Raw genomic sequence first — 16,322 nt, 5'->3', positions numbered from 1 at the left:
CTGCTCGACCAGCAGGGTCTGCCTGCTGATCCAGCAGGGTCTGCCTGCTGATCGAGCAGCCCTCGGAGAGGGCGTCTCGGGATCCGGCGTGCTCGAGCGGGTGGGGTCTCGCTCCCCGCGGCCGTGCGCCCGCCCGCGGGTACCCTGGACGGGTGCTGCTCGCGATCGACACCTCGTCCGGAACCTCCGTCGCCGTCGTCGACGCGGACGGCGAGGTGCGCGCCGAGTGCACCGAGACGGACACGATGCGACACGCCGAGGTCGTCGGCCGGCTGATCCAGGAGGCGCTCGAGGCGGCCGGCATCGGCCCGGACGCGATCGAGGCCGTCGCCGTGGGCATGGGCCCCGGCCCCTTCACCGGCCTGCGGGTCGGCATCGCCGCCGCCCGCGCCTTCGCCTTCGGTCGCGGCGTGCCCACCCTCCCCGTCGTCTCGCACGACGCGGTCGCCCTCGGCGCCCTGCGCCACGGCCGCCCCGACGGCTTCCTCGTCGTCACCGACGCGCGCCGCCGCGAGCTGTACTGGAGCGCCTACGCCGGCCTCGACGAGCAGGGCGTCCCCGTCCGCACCGCGGGCCCCGGCCTCGACAAGCCGCCCGCGCTGCCCTTCCCCGAGCTGCCCCGCCTCGAGGCCGAGTCGGTCTCCGCGGCTCAGCTCGGCGTGGTCGCCGCCCGCACCCGCGCGGCCGGTCGCGCCCCCGCGGCCGACGAGCCGCTCTACCTCCGCTCGCCCGACGTCACGCTCTCGGCCGGCCCGAAGCGGGTCACCGCGTGAGCGCCGAGCTCCGCGAGGCGACGGTCGCCGATCTCGACGCGATCATGGCGATCGAGGAGTCGGAGTTCACCTCGGACGCCTGGTCGCGCACGATGATGCGCGAGGAGATCCGGAGCCGCCACACCCGCTACCTCGTCGCCGAGGACGCGGGCGAGCTCGTCGGCTACGCCGGACTGCTCTGCCCGCCCGGCGCGCACGAGGGCGATGTGCAGACGATCGCGGTGGTCGCCTCCGCTCGCCGCGCGGGCCTCGGCCGCCGGCTGCTGCGCGCCCTCGTCGCGACCGCGGCCGAGCGCGGCGCCCGCGAGGTCTTCCTCGAGGTGCGCGCCGACAATCCGGCCGCGCAGTCCCTCTACCGCTCGGAGGGCTTCGAGGAGATCGGCGTCCGCCCCGCCTACTACCAGCCCGACAACGTCGACGCGCTCGTGATGCGCGCGCCGATCACCGCCCCGCGACAGGAGTCGTCATGACCGCCGGCCCGCTCGTCCTCGGCATCGAGACCAGCTGCGACGAGACCGGGATCGGCATCGTCCGCGGCACCACCCTGCTCGCCAACACCATCGCCTCCTCGATGGAGGAGCACGCCCGCTACGGCGGCGTCGTGCCCGAGGTCGCCGCCCGCGCGCACCTCGAGGCGCTCGAGCCGACGCTGCGCTCGGCGCTCGCCGAGGCCGGCGTCTCGCTGCAGGAGCTCGACGCGATCGCCGTCACCAGCGGGCCCGGCCTCTCCGGCGCGCTGATGGTCGGCGTCGGCGCCGCGAAGGCCCTCGCCGTCTCGCTGGGGAAGCCGCTCTACGCCGTCAACCACCTCGTCGGCCACGTCGGTGCGGACGTGATGCGCGCCGACGGCGGCGACGGCAGCCCGGTCGAGGTGCCGACCATCGCGCTGCTCGTCTCCGGCGGGCACACCTCGCTCCTGCACGTGCGCGATCTGGTCTCGGACGTCGAGCTGCTCGGCGAGACGATCGACGACGCGGCGGGGGAGGCGTTCGACAAGGTCGCCCGCGTGCTCGGCCTGCCCTACCCGGGCGGCCCGCAGATCGACCGCGTCGCGGCGGACGGCGATCCGCGCGCGATCCGGTTCCCCCACGGCCTGACCCTGCCCAAGGACCTGGCGAAGCACCGCTACGACTTCTCCTTCTCGGGGCTCAAGACCGCGGTCGCGCGCTGGGTGGAGAAGCGGCAGGACGCGGGCGAGGAGGTCCCGGTGGCGGACGTCGCCGCGAGCTTCCGCGAGGCGGTGGCCGACGTGCTGCTCACCAAGGCGGTCGCCGCCTGCGTCGATCGCGGGGTGCCGCGGCTGCTGCTGGGCGGGGGAGTGGTGGCGAACGCGCGGGTCCGGCAGCTCGCCCAGGAGCGCTGCGCAGCAGCCGGGATCGCGCTGCGCATCCCCGCGCTCTCGCTCTGCACCGACAACGGCGCGATGATCGCCGCGCTCGGCGCCCAGCTGATCGAGGCGGGCCGCCCGCCGTCGAGTCTCTCCTTCGGCGCGGACTCGACGCTGCCCGTGACCGAGATCCAGGTCCGCTGAGGCCGCCTACCGCGGCGCCCGGCCCCGGCACAAGCACCGCCCAGCCTTTTGACAGCCCTCCGACGGCCCTGGCACTCTGAGCGCACTCACTCGTTCCTGATCAAGGGGGATCCGCCATGACCACTCCGTACACGCCCGCGTCCGACCGCTACAACATCCTGGCGATCATCGGCTTCATCGCGTCGTTCTTCGTCTCGATCGTCGGCATCGTCCTCGGCTTCATCGCGCTGTCGCAGATCAAGCGGACCGGCGAGCGCGGCCGCGGCCTCGCCATCGCCGCCGTGGTGATCGGCTTCGTCGCGATCATCATCTCGATCTTCGCCTTCGTCACCCTGTTCTCCCTCGCAGGCATCGCGGGCACGGCGAACTACTGATCCGGACCGTCCTCCGTCGAGTGACGGAGGCCACAGCTCGAGGAGGGGCGACGTGACCGACGAGACCGCAGGCGACCCGGCGACCGGGCCGACCGCCGCGCCGCCGCGCTTCGCCCCTCCCTCCGGCCCGCCGTCGCCGGAACCGGCCGACGCGCCGGGATACGGGTCCGCGCCGGAGGACGGCAGCGCCCTCGGCCACGCTCCCGCGCCGCGCCCGCCGCTGAACGGTCTCGCCGTCGCGGCGCTGATCTGCGGGATCCTCGGCCTCGCGCCCGCCGCGATCGTGCTCGGTCACGTCGGCTTCGCGCAGGCGCGCCGCTCGGGCCAGCGCGGCCGAGGACTCGCGATCGCCGGCTTCCTGCTCGGCTACCTCGCGCTCGTCCTGCTGCTGGTCGGCGCCCTGGCCTACTCCGCGTTCGTCGGCGGGCTGCGCTCGGACGGCTTCCTGCCGGCCTGAGCCGGCCGTGGGCCTCGTCCTAGACTTCGACTCATGAGCGACAGCAGCCTGCCCGGGTCCGACGACCGCCCGGGACCTCCCGTCCCCCCTGCTCCTCCCGTGCCGCCGGCGCCCCCGGCCCCGCCCGTCCACTCCGGTGCGGCAGCGGCACCGGGCCCGAGTGCCCGCGACGCCGTGCCGCCCGCCTACGGCACTCCGCTGCCGCCGGCCCCGACCGCCGCGCCGCCGCAGTACGCCTACGTCCCGGCGCCCACGACGGTGCCGAAGACGCTCAGCCTCACCGGGATGATCCTCGGCATCGTCGGCCTGGTGATCTCGATCTTCGCCTGGGGCTTCGGCTTCATCCTCTCGGCCCCCGCGATCGTGCTCGGCTTCCTCGGCCGCCGGCGCGAGCCGGGCGCCCGCGGGCTCGCGCTGACCGCGATCATCACCGGCATCGCCGGCGTCGTGATCTCGCTGATCTACCTCGCCGTCACCATCGTCATCCTCGTCCTCGCGGTGGACGCGGCCGCCTCGTCCGGCGGGCGCTAGCCGCCGGCAGGACCGGTCAGGACGCCCGCTCGGCCAGCAGGGCGCGGTGGCGCCCCTGGATCCGGGTGAGGATCAGGACGGCGCTGCCCCGCCCGCTGAGGCCGAGCTTCCTGCGGAAGCGCGCCGGATCGATGTCGACACCGCGCTTCTTGATCTCGAGCACCCCGATGCCCCGGCCGCGCAGCTCGCGGGCCAGCGTGCGCTCGTCGAGCGGCAGCTCGGCGAGCACGCGGAAGCTGCGCAGGAACGGCGAGGCGGCCGGCTCGTCGCCGGTGAGGTAGGCGATGCCGGGCGACAGCATCCGCGAACCGCTCGTGCGGGCCAGCTCGCCGAGCAGGCGCGCGCGGATCGCCGAGCCGTCCGGCTCGTGGACGAACGCGCCCAGCTCGCCCACTTCCTCGTCCTCGCTGTCCGCGGGCGCGGTCAGCTCGACCGCGCCGGCCGAGCCGAGCAGCAGGGCGGAGCGGCGGACGCCCGGCCGTGCGAGCGCGCCGAACCAGATCCCCGTCTCGACGAGCTCGCCGTCGACCGACACCCACTGCGCCTCGGCGTCGGCGGGGATCCGGTCGCGATCGAAGCCCGGCCCGACCTTGACGCCGACCGGCCGCGCCGCGGCCAGGCCGAAGGCGAACTCGAGCGAGGGCGAGTAGTCGTCCGGATCCTCGAGCCGGCGCGTCTCGCGGTGGCCGGCCGTGCGGCGCGCCGGGTCGAGGTAGACCGCGTCGAAGCCGTCGAGGTCGAACGACTCGGCGTCGCCGTGCACGGCCCGCGCCGAGGGGAACGGGGCGAGGTTGAAGCTCGCGAGCGTGGCGGTGATCTCGTCCGCGTCGACGGCGGTGACCTCGAGGTCGATGGCCGCCATCGCGAGCGCATCGCCGCCGATACCGCTGCCGAGGTCGGCGACGCGGGTCAGCCCGGCCGCGGAGAAGCGGCCGGCGTGCAGCGCCGCGACCCGGAGGCGGGTCGCCTGCTCGAGCCCGGCGTCGGTGAAGAGCATGGACCGCGCGAACTCGCCGAACTTCCGGGTCGCCTTCGCCCGCAGCCGCGCCTGCGTCAGCACGGCGGAGACCAGGCCGGGCGAGTGGCCGGCCGAGCGGAGCGACGCGACGGCCCGTACGAGGTCGTCGGAGCGGTAGCCGTCGAGGGAGTCGAGGAGCCGCAGCCCCTCGGGGGAGAGGAGCTCGACCAGCTCGGCGCGTTGCATCCGGCCATGCTAGGCCACGGCCTCCGACCGTCACGGCGCGCCTGCCTGGCACTCTGATTGCACGAGTGCCAGCCGAGCCTCTACAGTGGAGCTAGCACTCTCGGAGCGTGTCTGCCAACGGCGGCGCTCCGCCCCCGTCGTCGTCAAGAAAGAGGTCAACCGTGTCGGTGTCCATCAAGCCGCTCGAAGATCGCATCGTCATCAAGCAGGTCGAGGCCGAGCAGGTCACTGCGTCCGGTCTCGTCATCCCCGACACCGCCAAGGAGAAGCCCCAGGAGGGCGAAGTCGTCGCCGTCGGCCCCGGCCGCATCGACGACAACGGCAACCGCGTCCCGCTGGACGTGGCCGTCGGTGACAAGGTCATCTACTCCAAGTACGGCGGAACCGAGGTCAAGTTCGGTGGAGACGACCTGCTGGTCCTCTCCGCTCGCGACGTCCTCGCGGTCGTCGTCCGCTAGAGACGGATCCTCCGAAGGGCCCGGTGACGAGAGTCGCCGGGCCCTTCGCCGTCCGCCCGCGGTCCTCTTCGCGACCGGTGGCCTGATCCTGACGTCCGGTGACCGTTCCGGGCGGTCCGCGGGCCCGGGGCCTGCGTAGCATCGGACGGGTGCCCGCCTCCCGCCTCCCCGCCGATCCCGCCTCGCCGACGACGAGCGACGCCGCGGCCGGCGAGGGCGTCGAGGCCCTGCCCGTGAAGGGCTCCGGCCCGCTGAAGGGCGTCGGCGGCGCGATGTCGTCCACCGGCCTCTGGTTCGGCTTCGCCGCCTACCTGCTCTGGGGCGCGATGCCGCTCTACTTCATCGCGATGGCGCCGGCCTCCCCGTTCGAGATCGTCGCGCTGCGGGTGCTCTTCTCGCTCGTCTTCTGCCTGATCCTGCTGACGGTGACCCGCAGCTGGCGCGGCTTCGCCGGGCTGTTCCGCGAGCCGAAGCTGCTCGGGGTGATGGCGATCGCCGGCGTGCTCATCTACGTCAACTGGCAGGTCTACGTCATCGCGACGACCACCGGTCACGTGATCGAGGCGGCGCTGGGCTACTTCATCAATCCGCTCGTCACGGTGCTGCTCGGCGTGATCGTGCTGCGCGAGCGGCTCCGTCCGGCGCAGTGGGTCGCGATGGGCGTCAGCGCCGTCGCGGTGCTCGTCATCGCCGTCGGCTACGGGGCGTTCCCGTGGGTCTCGCTCGTGCTCGCCTTCTCCTTCGGCCTCTACGGTCTCGTCAAGAGCCGCGTCGGCGGGCGGATGGACGCGGTCAGCGGGCTCACGCTCGAGACGCTCTGGCTCGCGCCGCTGGCGGTCGTGCAGCTGACCGTGGTCGGCTCCCTCGTCGGGCTGACCCTCGGCACCGAGGGCACCGGGCACGCGCTCATCCTCGCCTCGGCCGGGATCGTCACCGCCGTCCCGCTGCTGCTGTTCGCGGGCGCGGCCCGGCGGCTCCCGCTCTCGATCGTCGGCTTCATCCAGTACCTGACGCCGGTCCTGCAGTTCGTCGTCGGTGCGTTCGTGCTGCACGAGGCCATGCCGCCGGAGCGCTGGATCGGCTTCGCTCTGGTCTGGGCGGCCCTGGTGATCTTCTCAGCCGACCTCGTCGCCGCCGAGCGCCGGAGGCGCCGACTGAGCGCCTGATCTGCGGATCGCGTCGCCGCAGAGCGCCGCGACGACGAAAAGTAACGATCGGGTCGCGAAACGCATCTGAAACACCCCCGTATTGTTCACGGCTGCCGCGGAGGTTAGGTTGGCCGAGCGGTTGCCTCCGGCGCCGCTCCCACGACAATCACCTCTCAAGGAGCAACATGGGCGTTTACGCGAAGGCCGGCTCGGCTCGCGCGCGGTCCCTCCGGGCAACCCTCGGCGGAGTCGCCATCCTGGGCGCCAGTGCCCTCGTCCTCGCCGGCTGCGCCAGCGGCGGCGGCGGCGACACGGGGACCGACGGCGGCGAGGCCGGCGGCCTGTCCCTCAAGATCGGCACCATCCTCCCCCAGACCGGCACCCTCGCCGTCCTCGGCCCGCCCGAGATCGCGGGCGTCGACCTCGCGGTCAAGGACATCAACGACGCCGCCGCCGGCGTCACGATCGACGTGGAGCAGAAGGACTCGGGCGACACCACGACCGACATCGCGACGCAGTCCGCGACGTCCCTCATCGCCGACGGCGCGAGCGTCATCATCGGTGCGGCCTCGTCGGGCGTCTCGAAGACGTTCATCGACCAGGTGACCCAGGCGGGCGTCGTCCAGATCTCGCCGGCGAACACCTCGCCCGACTTCACCACCTACGACGACGACGGCTACTACTGGCGCACCGCCCCCTCGGACGTGCTCCAGGGTCGCATCCTCGGCAACAAGATCCTCGGCGACGGCAAGACCAACGTCTCGATCCTGTACCTGAACGACGCGTACGGCACCGGCCTCGAGTCGAACATCAAGGAGACCCTCGAGGCGGGTGGCGCGACCATCGCCGCCGAGGAGATCTTCGAGCCGGCCTCGACCGACTTCAACTCGGCGTTGACCTCGCTGCTGGCCCCGAACCCCGACGCGCTCGTGGTCATCTCGTTCGACGAGATCACGACGATCGCGGAGCAGCTCGCGGCCAAGGGCTTCGACTTCGCGAACCTCTACGGCACGGACGGCAACTACGGCGTCATCACCGACGCGGACACGAACGTCGACATCGCCGGCGCCCAGTTCACCAACCCCGGTGTGCAGGCGTCCGACGAGTTCCAGTCGAACCTCCAGGCGCTCGTCGAGGAGCAGGGGAACGCCGCGCTGACGGTGTTCAGCTACGCTCCCGAGTCGTACGACGCCACGGTGCTCGCCGCTCTCGCGGCGCTCCAGGGCGGCGCGACCGACGGTGCGACCATCCGCGACAACCTGCAGTCGGTCTCCGAGGGCGGCACGAAGTGCACCACCTTCGCCGACTGCGCCGCGATGATCGCCGACGGTGAGGACATCGACTACGACGGCCTCTCCGGCCCGATCTCGTGGGACGAGAACGGCGACCCGACCGAGGCCTCGGTCTCGATCTACAAGTACTCGGACGGCAACGCGACCTCCTTCGAGGAGACCGTCGACGGCTCGCTGAACTAGTACCCCGCCCGCGGCTCCGGCCGTGACGCGCGAAGGGGCCCGGTCCTCCGACCGGGCCCCTTCGTCGTGCCCGGGACGCCTGCCGATCGAGCAGCCCGGAGGCGTCCGCCGGACGCGCTGGGGTCGGCGGGTCTCGATACGCCCCTGCGGGGCTACTCGACCAGCAGGTGGTCCTTGCTGATCGAGTGGCCCGCGGAGCGGGCGTATCGAGATCCGCGTCCGCCGGTCGTGCTGGTGACGGTGGTTTCGATACGCCCCTGCGGCGCAGGCGTCTCTTCCCAGCAGATCCCGCGTTCGAGCTCGCCGCGTCAGCGCGCGCGGCGCACGATGCGGACGAGGCCCGCCGGGACGACGAGGACGCCGGCGCACTCCGCGCCCGTCAGCAGCTCGACGCCGGTGGCGTCGACGGTGACGTCCGCCTCGGAGTGGTTGAGGTGGAAGACGAAGTCCGCATCGGCCGACTCCCGCGTCACGACCTCGAGACCCTCGGGGGAGAGCCCGGCCTCGAGACCGGCGTCGCGCAGGGCGTCCTCGACGATCGCGCCGAGGTCGTCGCCGCTCACCCGGGTGGAGACGTACCAGGCCCGGCCCGCGCCGTAGCCGTTCCGGGTGACCGCCGGACCGCCGGCGGCCGGCCCGTCCAGGTACGCGGCGACCGTGTCCGCCCCCTCGAGCACGAGCTCCTCCGCCCAGCCCGTGGCCCGGGCGCCGGAGCTGAGGGCGACCGTCTGGTCCGCGTAGAGCGGCAGGAACTCCGGCACGGCCACGCCGAGCACCTCGCGGAACGCACCGGGAGCGCCTCCCGGCCGCACGGCGTCGTTCTCGTCGACGACGCCGGAGAAGTAGGACGCCACGAAGGTGCCGCCCGCCCGCACGTAGCCCTCGATGTTCGCCTGCGACTCGTCGTCGACGAGGTAGAGCGCGGGCGCCAGGACGACGTCGTAGCCGGACAGGTCGGCGTGCGGGTGCGCGAAGTCGACGCTCACCCCGCGCCGCCAGAGCTCGGTGTAGTACGCGACGACGCGCTCGCGGTGCTCGAGCTCGACCGAGGGCCGCCACTCGAGGTCCTGCGCCCAGAACGACTCCCAGTCCCAGAGGATCGCGGTGCGCGCGCGCACGGTCGAGCCGAGCACCTCGGAGAGGCCGGCGAGCTCGTCGCCGAGCGCGACCACCTCCTTCCAGATCCGGCTGCCGACGCCGGCGTGCGGCAGCATCGCCGAGTGGAACTTCTCGGCGCCGTAGCGCGAGGCGCGGAACTGGAAGTAGAGGATCGCGTCGGCCCCGCGGGCCAGGTGGCTCATGCTGTTGCGGGCGAGCTCGCCGCGGCGCTTGGCGATGTTGCGCGGCTGCCAGTTGACCGCCGAGGTGGAGTGCTCCATCAGGATCCACGGCTCGCCGCCCGCGAGGGAGCGGGTGAGATCGGCGTCCATCGCCAGCAGCACGTGGTTGTCGCGCCGCTCCGCCACGAGGTAGTGGTCGTTCGCGACCAGGTCGACCTCGTCGCGCCACTTCCAGAGGTCCACCGACGGGCAGTTGGTCGCCATGAAGTTCGTGGTGACGGGGGTGAGCGGGGCGAAGCGCTTGATCGCGTCGCGCTCGGCCCGATAGCACTCCAGCAGCGCGTGCGAGGTGAACCGGGCGAAGTCGAGCCGCTGCGTCTGGTTGACGACGCTCGCGGAGAGGCGCGGGGCGTCGATCTCCGCCCACTCGCCGTAGACCTGCCCCCAGAACAGCGTTCCCCAGGCGTCGTTCAGCGCGTCGAGCGTGCCGTAGCGGCCCTGCAGCCAGAGCCGGAAGGCGCGGACGCTGTGCTCGGAGTAGTCCTCGCTGATCGGGGCGCCGTACTCGTTGTGCACGTGCCAGAGCACGACGGCGGGGTGCTCGGCGTAGCGCGCGGCCAGCCGCTCGGTCAGGGCGACGCACGCGGCGCGGTACTGCGGCGCGCTGGCGCCGACCATGCCGCGGGAGCCCCAGCCGAGGGTGAGTCCCTCGCGGGTCACCGGGCGCGCATCGGGGTACTTCGTCCAGAACCAGGCCGGGGGAGCGGCGGTCGGGGTCGCGAGGTCGACGTCGATCCCGGCGTCGTGCAGCAGGCCGATCAGCTCGTCCAGGAAGGAGAAGTCGTACTCGCCCTCGCGCGGCTCGAGCAGAGCCCAGGAGAAGATGCCGACGCTGACCAGGTTCACCCCGGCGCTGCGCATCAGGGCGATGTCCTCGTCCCAGACCTCGCGGGGCCACTGCTCGGGGTTGTAGTCGCCGCCGTAGCGGATCTCGGCGCGGCCGCCGAGGAGGGGCCTCCCCGGCCGGCCGAGGGCGGCGGGGCGGGGCTGCTCGGCCACCGCGTCCGGCGCGGAAGAGCTGAGGTCGGTGGTCATGCTGCGATCTCCTTCGACTGTGTGCGCTCCCAGTTCTAGCACGGAAATCGCCGCATCGGCCCGGACCGACGAGACCCCGAGCCCCGCGTATGCATGGCGCAATCCCGAGTTGACAGCCCGCCGCAGCGTGTGAGTGACTGTAACCGCTCACAGGTACACCGTCGTCCACCCTCGTCGGAGCGCCCGTTGCACCACACCCCACAGCACTTCGACAAGGAGGACGAATGCGCACATCACTCCGCAGGGCCGCCATCGCGACCGCGGCTGCCGCCGCCCTGACCCTCACCGGCTGCACCGCGTCGGGCGACGCGGGCGAGTCCGGCCCCGTCACGCTCAACTACTGGGCCTGGGCCCCGAACCTCGAGCAGGTCGTCGAGATCTGGAACGAGCAGAACCCCGACATCCAGGTCACGGTGAACAAGCAGGACGGCGGCGACCCCGCCATCACCAAGCTGCTCACCGCGATCAAGGCCGGCAGCGGCGCTCCGGACCTGATCCAGGCCGAGTACCAGAAGATCCCGACCCTCGTCGCGTCCGACGCGCTCGCGGACATCGCCGGCGAGGTGCCCGGCGACCTGGCCGGCGAGTACTCCGACGGCGTCTGGTCCTCCGTGACCCTGGGCGGCGACGCGGTCTACGCGATCCCGCAGGACTCGGGCCCGATGATGGCCTACTACCGCACGGACATCCTCGACAGCCTCGGCCTGTCGGTCCCGACGACGTGGGAGGAGTACGCGGAGGTCGCGCGCGCCGTCCACGCCGCCGACCCGTCGACGTACCTCGGCACCTTCTCGGCCAACGACGCGGGCTGGTTCGCCGGCCTCGCGCAGCAGGCCGGCGCCTCCTGGTGGTCGATCGACGACCAGAGCTGGGGAGTCGACATCGACGCCGGCCCGACCGAGACGGTCGCCGACTACTGGGGCGGCCTCGTCGAGGAGGGCGCGATCGACAACAAGCCGATGTACACCCCGGAGTGGAACGCGGGCCTGAACGACGGCTCGCAGGTCGGCTGGATCAGCTCGGTCTGGGCCCCCGGCGTGCTGGGCGGCAACGCACCGGACACCGCCGGTCTCTGGACCGCCGCGACCCTGCCGCAGTGGGACGCCTCCGCGCCGTCGAACGGCAACTGGGGCGGCTCGAGCACGGCCGTCACGACGCAGTCCGACCACGTCCAGGCAGCGGTCGAGTTCGCCACCTGGCTGAACAGCGACCCGGAGGCGGTCGCCGCCCTCGCCGACATCTCGGGCGTCTACCCCGCCGCCACCGCCGCCGCGAGCGACGCGCTGACGACCTCGCCGGAGTTCTTCGCCGACCAGGCCGACTTCTACGACGTCGCCGCCGAGGCCTCCGACGCGGTCTCCTCGTTCACCTACGGCCCGAACGTCAACGTGGCGTTCAGCGCCTACAACGACGAGTTCGCGAAGGCCGCCGACGCCAGGACGAAGCAGGCCTTCGTCGACGCGGTCGCCGCGATGCAGGAGATCACCACCGACGACCTCGTCTCCAACGGCTTCTCCGTGAAGTGACGGCCGCGGAGGCGGGGCACCGGCCCCGCCTCCGCGCCACCCCGCGTGCAGCGGCCTCCTCCTGCACGGCCACGACCCCATCGAGCAGTTGAGGATCCGCGATGACCGCCCCCACGATCTCCCGAGCGCCGGACGGCGGCACGTCGCCGAACCGCGCGACCCGCCCCGCCCCCCGCCGCCCCGGCCGCACCGGCTGGCGCGCGCGGGTCGGCGTCCCCTACGCGATGCTCGCCCCCGGCATCCTGCTCTTCGTCGCCTTCATGGCGGCGCCGATCGTCTACACCCTCTTCCTCAGCTTCCAGAAGAAGCAGGTCTCGGGCCTTGGTCTCGGCTCCGGCGCGCAGAAGCAGGTCTTCGCGGGCTTCGAGAACTACGCCGCCTCGCTCTCCGATCCGGAGTTTGCCGCGAGTGTGGGCCGGGTGCTGCTCTACGGCCTCATCCTCATCCCGTGCATGCTCGGCCTCGCGCTGCTGTTCGCGCTGCTGCTCGACTCGCAGCGCACCCGCGCCGTCGGCTTCTCGCGGATCTCGATCTTCCTGCCCTACGCCGTGCCGGCCGTGATCAGCTCGCTGCTCTGGGGCTTCCTCTACCTGCCGGCGGTGAGCCCCTTCTACTTCGTCTTCGACTCCCTCGGCTGGGAGGTGCCGAGCGTGCTCTCCTCGGGAGCGGTGATCTTCGGCATCGCGAACATCGCGCTCTGGGGCGGCGTCGGCTTCAACATGATCGTCATCTACACCTCGCTCAAGGCCGTGCCGAGCGACATCTACGAGGCGGCACGGATCGACGGTGCCAGCGAGGTGCAGATCGCCCTGCGCATCAAGATCCCGATCCTGGCGCCCGCGCTGGTGATGACCGCGCTGTTCTCGATGGTCGCGACGCTGCAGGTCTTCGCCGAGCCGACCACGCTCCGCCCGCTCACCAACAGCCTCTCGACCAGCTGGTCGCCGCTGATGCTCGTCTACCGCGACGCGTTCACCCGCGACGACGTCTACTCCGCCGCGGCGACCTCGGTCGTCATCGCGCTGGCCACCTTCATCATCTCCTTCGTCTTCCTGCGGGTCGTGCAGAAGCGAGCCTTCGGACAAGAGGACTGATCCATGACCTCCCTCGCCACCCGCCCGTCGTCGTCGGCGCCCTCGCGCCCCGCGCGCTCGTCGCGCTCCCCGCTCGCCAGCCGTGAGCGCCCCAGCGCCCTCTCCACCGGCGTCCTGCTCGTCGGCGCTCTCTACTGCCTGTTCCCGGTCTTCTGGGTGCTGATGGCCTCGACGAAGGACGGCGGCGAGCTGTTCTCGACGTTCACCCTCGCGCCGAGCGCCCACCTGCTCGACAACATCGCGGCGCTGTCCTCCTACCGCGACGGACTCTTCTGGCGCTGGATGCTCAACACCGCGCTCTACGCCGGCCTCGGCGCGATCGCCTCGACCTGGATCTCGGCGCTGTCCGGCTACGTGCTCGCCAAGTTCGAGTTCCCCGGCAAGAAGGTCGTCTTCAACGTCCTGCTGATGGGTGTGCTGGTGCCCGGCGTCATCCTCGCCATCCCGCAGTACTTCCTGCTCGCGAACGTCGGCCTGACCAACACCTTCTGGGGCGTGCTGCTGCCGCAGATCATCAGCCCCTACGGCATCTACCTGGCCCGGATCTACGCGGCGGCCGCGGTGCCGACCGACGTGATCGAGGCGGCGCGCACCGAGGGCGCCGGCGAGATGTACGTCTTCACCCGCATCGCGACGCCGATGCTGCTGCCCGGACTGGTGACGATCTTCCTCTTCCAGTTCGTCGCGATCTGGAACAACTTCATGCTGCCGTACATCATGCTCGGCGACGACGAGCTGTTCCCGCTCACGGTCGGCCTGAACGGCCTGCTCAACCAGGGCGCGTCCGCCCCGTCGCTCTACACGCTCGTGATCACCGGCGCGCTGCTGTCGGTCATCCCGCTGATCGCGATCTTCCTGGTGCTCCAGCGCTTCTGGAAGGTCGACCTGGCGGCCGGAGCGGTGAAGGCGTGACCGCGGCCCGCGCGCGAGCGGCGAGGGGCCCGCGCCCTAAGCTGGCCGGGTGACCACCGCCTCCGGCCGACAGCGCCCGACGATCGAGCACGTCGCGCTCGAGGCCGGCGTCTCGCGCGGGACCGTCTCCCGGGTGCTGAACGGCGGCAAGTGGGTCAGCCCCGAGGCCAAGTCGGCGGTCGACGCCGCGATCAAGAAGACCGGCTACCGGGTCAATCCGCACGCGCGCAGCCTGGCGACGAACCGGACCGACTCGGTCGCCTTCCTCCTCACCGAGGAGCACCAGCTCCTCTTCGAGGACCCGAACTTCTCGACCCTGCTCACCGGCGCCGCGGCCGCGCTCGCCGAGCGGGACGTCTCGCTCGTGCTGATCATGGCCGGGAACCGGGCCGAGCAGAAGCGGGCGCTCTCCTACCTCGGCGCCGGTCACGTGGACGGCGTGCTGCTGGTCTCCGCGCACGGCGGTCAGGGACTGCTGCGCGAGATCCAGGACCTCGCCGTCCCCGCCATCGCCTGCGGCATCCCGCTCGGCTACGAGAAGCGGATGGGCTACGTCGCGGCCGACGACGAGGAGGGCGCGCACGAGATGGTCGCCTTCCTCCGCTCCCGGGGGCGCAGCCGGATCGCGACGATCGCCGGCCCGCCGGACATGCCGGGCGGCCTCACCCGCCTGGCGGGCTATCGGCGCGAGCTCGGCGACGACTACGACGAGGTGCTCGTCCGCTACGGCGACTACAGCCGGGCCAGCGGCGACGCGGCGATGACCGAGCTGCTCGCCGCGCGGCCGGACCTCGACGCCGTCTTCGCGGCGAACGACCGGATGGCCGCCGGGGCGATCGACGCCCTGCACCGCGCCGGCCGGCGCGTCCCGGAGGACGTCGCGGTGGGCGGCTTCGACGACTCGAGCGTCGCGCTCTCGACCGAGCCGGCGCTCACGACCATGCGCCAGCCGTTCCACCGGATCAGCGCCGAGATGGTGCGACTGCTGCTGCAGAGCATCGCGGGGGAGCGGCCGGCCGCGATCATCCTGCCCACCGAACTGATCGAGCGCGCGTCCGCCTGACGGAGGACGCGCGCTCGAGGGGTGCTCGGGGCCGGTGCGGCTCAGGAGGCGCGGAGCAGCTCCGCCTCCTGCGCCAGGCGGTAGGTGACGAACGAGCGGCTGTAGTTGCGGCGCTTGCCGCCGGTGGTCTCGGCGATCACGACCTGCGCGTAGACGCCGACGACGCTCCAGCGCTCGTAGTCCCCGATGGCACCGGTGCCGAAGGTGGCACCGAGGGCGACGGGCGCGGGGGTGTAGCTCTTCATGGGTCGGCTCCTTCGAAGGCGAGGACCGCGGCCCGGATGCGGCCGCGGAAGGGGAGGGAGTCGGTGCGGGAGGAGCCCGGAATCCGCCTCTGATCAGGAGGGGAGCCGGGAGCCGATCCGTTCTGCGCCGATGTTCCGTGTCACCAAAATTACGGCACGGCGCCCTCCGGCTTGGCCCTCGGAGGGGGGAGGCGGGCGGAGAGAGAGACTCGTTGTCGAGACCGGTCCCGGTCACTCCCAGTGGCAGGAGTCCTCGGCGATGAAGCGGTACAGCTCGCCGCGCACGGCGTCGCTCACGCCGACCGCGACGACGCCGGTCGTGCCGTCCTCGAGCGCGACCGCGACGGGCAGGAAGGTGCCCCGCTTGTCCTCCGAGACGGTGTGGGTATTGCAGTTGCTCGGCAGGATCGGGAGGTCGAAGCGGACGGGAGCGGCGCCGGCGTCGAGCCGCGCGCCGACGGGCCAGGAGTCGGCGCCGGAGGCCGGGCGGAGGAGGATCGTGCGTCCGATCGAGGCGATCGAGACGCTCCCCGGCGCCCCGGTCGGCGTGAGGACGACGCCGAGGTGCGCGACGGCCTCGCCGCCCTCCTCGGCCACGGACACGCTGTCCCCGGGCTCGATCGAGACGATCCCGGCGACCCGCTGCGCGAGGCAGTCCTCGGCGTGGATGCGCGGGAGGCTGCCGAGCGGATCGTCGGGCGTCACGACGGCCGAGCCCGAGGCGTCGCCCTGGGTGAAGTCGAGGCGGACGCTCGCGGCGGCGGCGGCGGCGTCGGCGGCGGTGCCGTCGGCGGCGTCGGTGCCGTCGCCCTCCGCGTCGGCGCAGTCCGGCGGCGCGAGCTGCAGCCGGAGCGCCGTCGTCGTGCCGGGGCGGACGGTCGTCGCCCGGCTCGACTCGGCCGCCCCGGTGAAGGCGGAGGACTCCAGGCTCGCCCGCGCGACCTCGAGCGGAGCGGCGGAGTCGTTGGTGACCAGCACCTCGATCCGCCGGGGGCCGTAGTCGTCGCGGTTCTGCTGCACGGCGACCGAGACGCCCTCGGGCAGCCGGGTCGCGGCGGCGGGGGCGCAGCCGGCGAGCAGGAGTGCGGTGATCGCGCCGACGAGGGCGGCGGCGGGCGACGCGGCGGTGCGGCGCATCCGGTCCTCCTCCTGGACG

At 72.6% G+C, this 16,322-nt stretch carries 17 protein-coding genes; 13 read left to right on the top strand and 4 right to left on the bottom strand.

From position 1 onward, the window contains the following. Positions 1 to 152 precede the first annotated feature (152 nt). The 6 genes from tsaB (at position 153) to GSU72_RS15055 (ending at position 3,666) form a co-directional block, all read left to right on the top strand. Positions 153 to 773 (top strand): tRNA (adenosine(37)-N6)-threonylcarbamoyltransferase complex dimerization subunit type 1 TsaB, encoded by a 621-nt coding sequence (gene tsaB / locus GSU72_RS15080; protein WP_159985784.1) that lies wholly within the window; start codon positions 153 to 155, stop codon positions 771 to 773. Beyond that, positions 770 to 1,243 (top strand): ribosomal protein S18-alanine N-acetyltransferase, encoded by a 474-nt coding sequence (gene rimI, locus GSU72_RS15075; RefSeq protein ID WP_244255839.1) that lies wholly within the window; start codon positions 770 to 772, stop codon positions 1,241 to 1,243. Before tsaB ends, rimI begins: the two co-directional genes overlap by 4 nt. Continuing rightward, a complete protein-coding gene (tsaD, locus tag GSU72_RS15070) occupies positions 1,240 to 2,304 on the top strand; it encodes a tRNA (adenosine(37)-N6)-threonylcarbamoyltransferase complex transferase subunit TsaD (protein WP_159985783.1) in 1,065 nt (354 codons plus the stop codon). Before rimI ends, tsaD begins: the two co-directional genes overlap by 4 nt. A gap of 116 nt (positions 2,305 to 2,420) precedes the next feature. After that, positions 2,421 to 2,678 (top strand): DUF4190 domain-containing protein, encoded by a 258-nt coding sequence (locus GSU72_RS15065; RefSeq protein WP_159985782.1) that lies wholly within the window; start codon positions 2,421 to 2,423, stop codon positions 2,676 to 2,678. Between the two features lie 52 nt (positions 2,679 to 2,730). Continuing rightward, positions 2,731 to 3,135 carry a DUF4190 domain-containing protein gene (locus GSU72_RS15060; RefSeq protein WP_159985781.1) on the top strand — a complete coding sequence of 135 codons (405 nt, stop codon included), beginning with the start codon at positions 2,731 to 2,733 and terminating at the stop codon, positions 3,133 to 3,135. Positions 3,136 to 3,168: 33 nt separating this feature from the next. Beyond that, the gene (locus GSU72_RS15055) at positions 3,169 to 3,666 is read left to right on the top strand and encodes a DUF4190 domain-containing protein (protein ID WP_159985780.1); all 498 of its coding nucleotides are present in this window, start codon (positions 3,169 to 3,171) and stop codon (positions 3,664 to 3,666) included. A 16-nt stretch (positions 3,667 to 3,682) separates the two neighbouring features. Here GSU72_RS15055 and GSU72_RS15050 read toward each other — a convergent pair whose 3' ends face one another. Continuing rightward, positions 3,683 to 4,870 carry a class I SAM-dependent methyltransferase gene (locus GSU72_RS15050; RefSeq protein WP_159985779.1) on the bottom strand — a complete coding sequence of 396 codons (1,188 nt, stop codon included), beginning with the start codon at positions 4,868 to 4,870 and terminating at the stop codon, positions 3,683 to 3,685. Between the two features lie 161 nt (positions 4,871 to 5,031). Here GSU72_RS15050 and groES point away from each other — a divergent pair, with 161 nt between their 5' ends. From groES to GSU72_RS15035, 3 genes are all read left to right on the top strand, one after another. Continuing rightward, on the top strand, positions 5,032 to 5,328 hold the full coding sequence (gene groES, locus GSU72_RS15045; RefSeq protein ID WP_068251574.1) for a co-chaperone GroES: 297 nt from the start codon (positions 5,032 to 5,034) through the stop codon (positions 5,326 to 5,328). 272 nt (positions 5,329 to 5,600) lie between these two features. Next, positions 5,601 to 6,494, top strand: a complete 894-nt coding sequence (gene rarD, locus GSU72_RS15040) for an EamA family transporter RarD (protein ID WP_159986865.1) — start codon at positions 5,601 to 5,603, stop codon at positions 6,492 to 6,494. Positions 6,495 to 6,661: 167 nt separating this feature from the next. Then, entirely contained in the window at positions 6,662 to 7,951 is a 1,290-nt protein-coding gene (locus GSU72_RS15035) for an ABC transporter substrate-binding protein (protein WP_159985778.1), read from the top strand. A gap of 308 nt (positions 7,952 to 8,259) precedes the next feature. Here the strand turns inward: GSU72_RS15035 and GSU72_RS15030 are convergent, their stop codons facing one another. Then, positions 8,260 to 10,326, bottom strand: coding sequence for a beta-galactosidase (locus GSU72_RS15030; RefSeq protein ID WP_159985777.1), 2,067 nt, complete (start codon positions 10,324 to 10,326; stop codon positions 8,260 to 8,262). A 224-nt stretch (positions 10,327 to 10,550) separates the two neighbouring features. Between GSU72_RS15030 and GSU72_RS15025 the strand changes: the two genes are divergently transcribed. The 4 genes from GSU72_RS15025 (at position 10,551) to GSU72_RS15010 (ending at position 14,921) form a co-directional block, all read left to right on the top strand. Beyond that, the gene (locus tag GSU72_RS15025; RefSeq protein ID WP_159985776.1) at positions 10,551 to 11,852 is read left to right on the top strand and encodes an extracellular solute-binding protein; all 1,302 of its coding nucleotides are present in this window, start codon (positions 10,551 to 10,553) and stop codon (positions 11,850 to 11,852) included. Positions 11,853 to 12,076: 224 nt separating this feature from the next. After that, the gene (locus GSU72_RS15020; RefSeq protein WP_159986864.1) at positions 12,077 to 12,946 is read left to right on the top strand and encodes a sugar ABC transporter permease; all 870 of its coding nucleotides are present in this window, start codon (positions 12,077 to 12,079) and stop codon (positions 12,944 to 12,946) included. 3 nt (positions 12,947 to 12,949) lie between these two features. Then, a complete protein-coding gene (locus tag GSU72_RS15015; RefSeq protein WP_159985775.1) occupies positions 12,950 to 13,858 on the top strand; it encodes a carbohydrate ABC transporter permease in 909 nt (302 codons plus the stop codon). Positions 13,859 to 13,907: 49 nt separating this feature from the next. Continuing rightward, on the top strand, positions 13,908 to 14,921 hold the full coding sequence (locus GSU72_RS15010; protein WP_159985774.1) for a LacI family DNA-binding transcriptional regulator: 1,014 nt from the start codon (positions 13,908 to 13,910) through the stop codon (positions 14,919 to 14,921). Between the two features lie 41 nt (positions 14,922 to 14,962). On the opposite strand, the gene GSU72_RS15005 is transcribed toward GSU72_RS15010, so the two are convergent. Together GSU72_RS15005 and GSU72_RS15000 are read right to left on the bottom strand one after the other, a co-directional pair. Beyond that, positions 14,963 to 15,166, bottom strand: a complete 204-nt coding sequence (locus GSU72_RS15005) for a hypothetical protein (RefSeq protein WP_123445088.1) — start codon at positions 15,164 to 15,166, stop codon at positions 14,963 to 14,965. A gap of 231 nt (positions 15,167 to 15,397) precedes the next feature. Further along, the gene (locus GSU72_RS15000; RefSeq protein ID WP_159985773.1) at positions 15,398 to 16,303 is read right to left on the bottom strand and encodes a hypothetical protein; all 906 of its coding nucleotides are present in this window, start codon (positions 16,301 to 16,303) and stop codon (positions 15,398 to 15,400) included. Positions 16,304 to 16,322 lie beyond the last annotated feature (19 nt).

It is taken from the genome of Rathayibacter sp. VKM Ac-2760 (assembly GCF_009834185.1).
Lineage (GTDB): Bacteria > Actinomycetota > Actinomycetes > Actinomycetales > Microbacteriaceae > Rathayibacter.
Note: the sequence above shows the minus strand (reverse complement) of the source record. Positions and strands in the feature narration are given on the sequence as shown.

Coding starts and splice junctions, on each gene's coding strand:
- GSU72_RS15025 (WP_159985776.1), top strand. CDS start 10,551: ATGCGCACATCACTCCGCAGGGCCGCCATCGCGACCGCGGCTGCCGCC.
- GSU72_RS15030 (WP_159985777.1), bottom strand. CDS start 10,326: ATGACCACCGACCTCAGCTCTTCCGCGCCGGACGCGGTGGCCGAGCAG.
- GSU72_RS15035 (WP_159985778.1), top strand. CDS start 6,662: ATGGGCGTTTACGCGAAGGCCGGCTCGGCTCGCGCGCGGTCCCTCCGG.
- tsaD (WP_159985783.1), top strand. CDS start 1,240: ATGACCGCCGGCCCGCTCGTCCTCGGCATCGAGACCAGCTGCGACGAG.
- GSU72_RS15020 (WP_159986864.1), top strand. CDS start 12,077: ATGCTCGCCCCCGGCATCCTGCTCTTCGTCGCCTTCATGGCGGCGCCG.
- rarD (WP_159986865.1), top strand. CDS start 5,601: ATGTCGTCCACCGGCCTCTGGTTCGGCTTCGCCGCCTACCTGCTCTGG.
- GSU72_RS15050 (WP_159985779.1), bottom strand. CDS start 4,870: ATGCAACGCGCCGAGCTGGTCGAGCTCCTCTCCCCCGAGGGGCTGCGG.
- GSU72_RS15055 (WP_159985780.1), top strand. CDS start 3,169: ATGAGCGACAGCAGCCTGCCCGGGTCCGACGACCGCCCGGGACCTCCC.
- GSU72_RS15000 (WP_159985773.1), bottom strand. CDS start 16,303: ATGCGCCGCACCGCCGCGTCGCCCGCCGCCGCCCTCGTCGGCGCGATC.
- GSU72_RS15005 (WP_123445088.1), bottom strand. CDS start 15,166: ATGAAGAGCTACACCCCCGCGCCCGTCGCCCTCGGTGCCACCTTCGGC.
- GSU72_RS15015 (WP_159985775.1), top strand. CDS start 12,950: ATGACCTCCCTCGCCACCCGCCCGTCGTCGTCGGCGCCCTCGCGCCCC.
- GSU72_RS15065 (WP_159985782.1), top strand. CDS start 2,421: ATGACCACTCCGTACACGCCCGCGTCCGACCGCTACAACATCCTGGCG.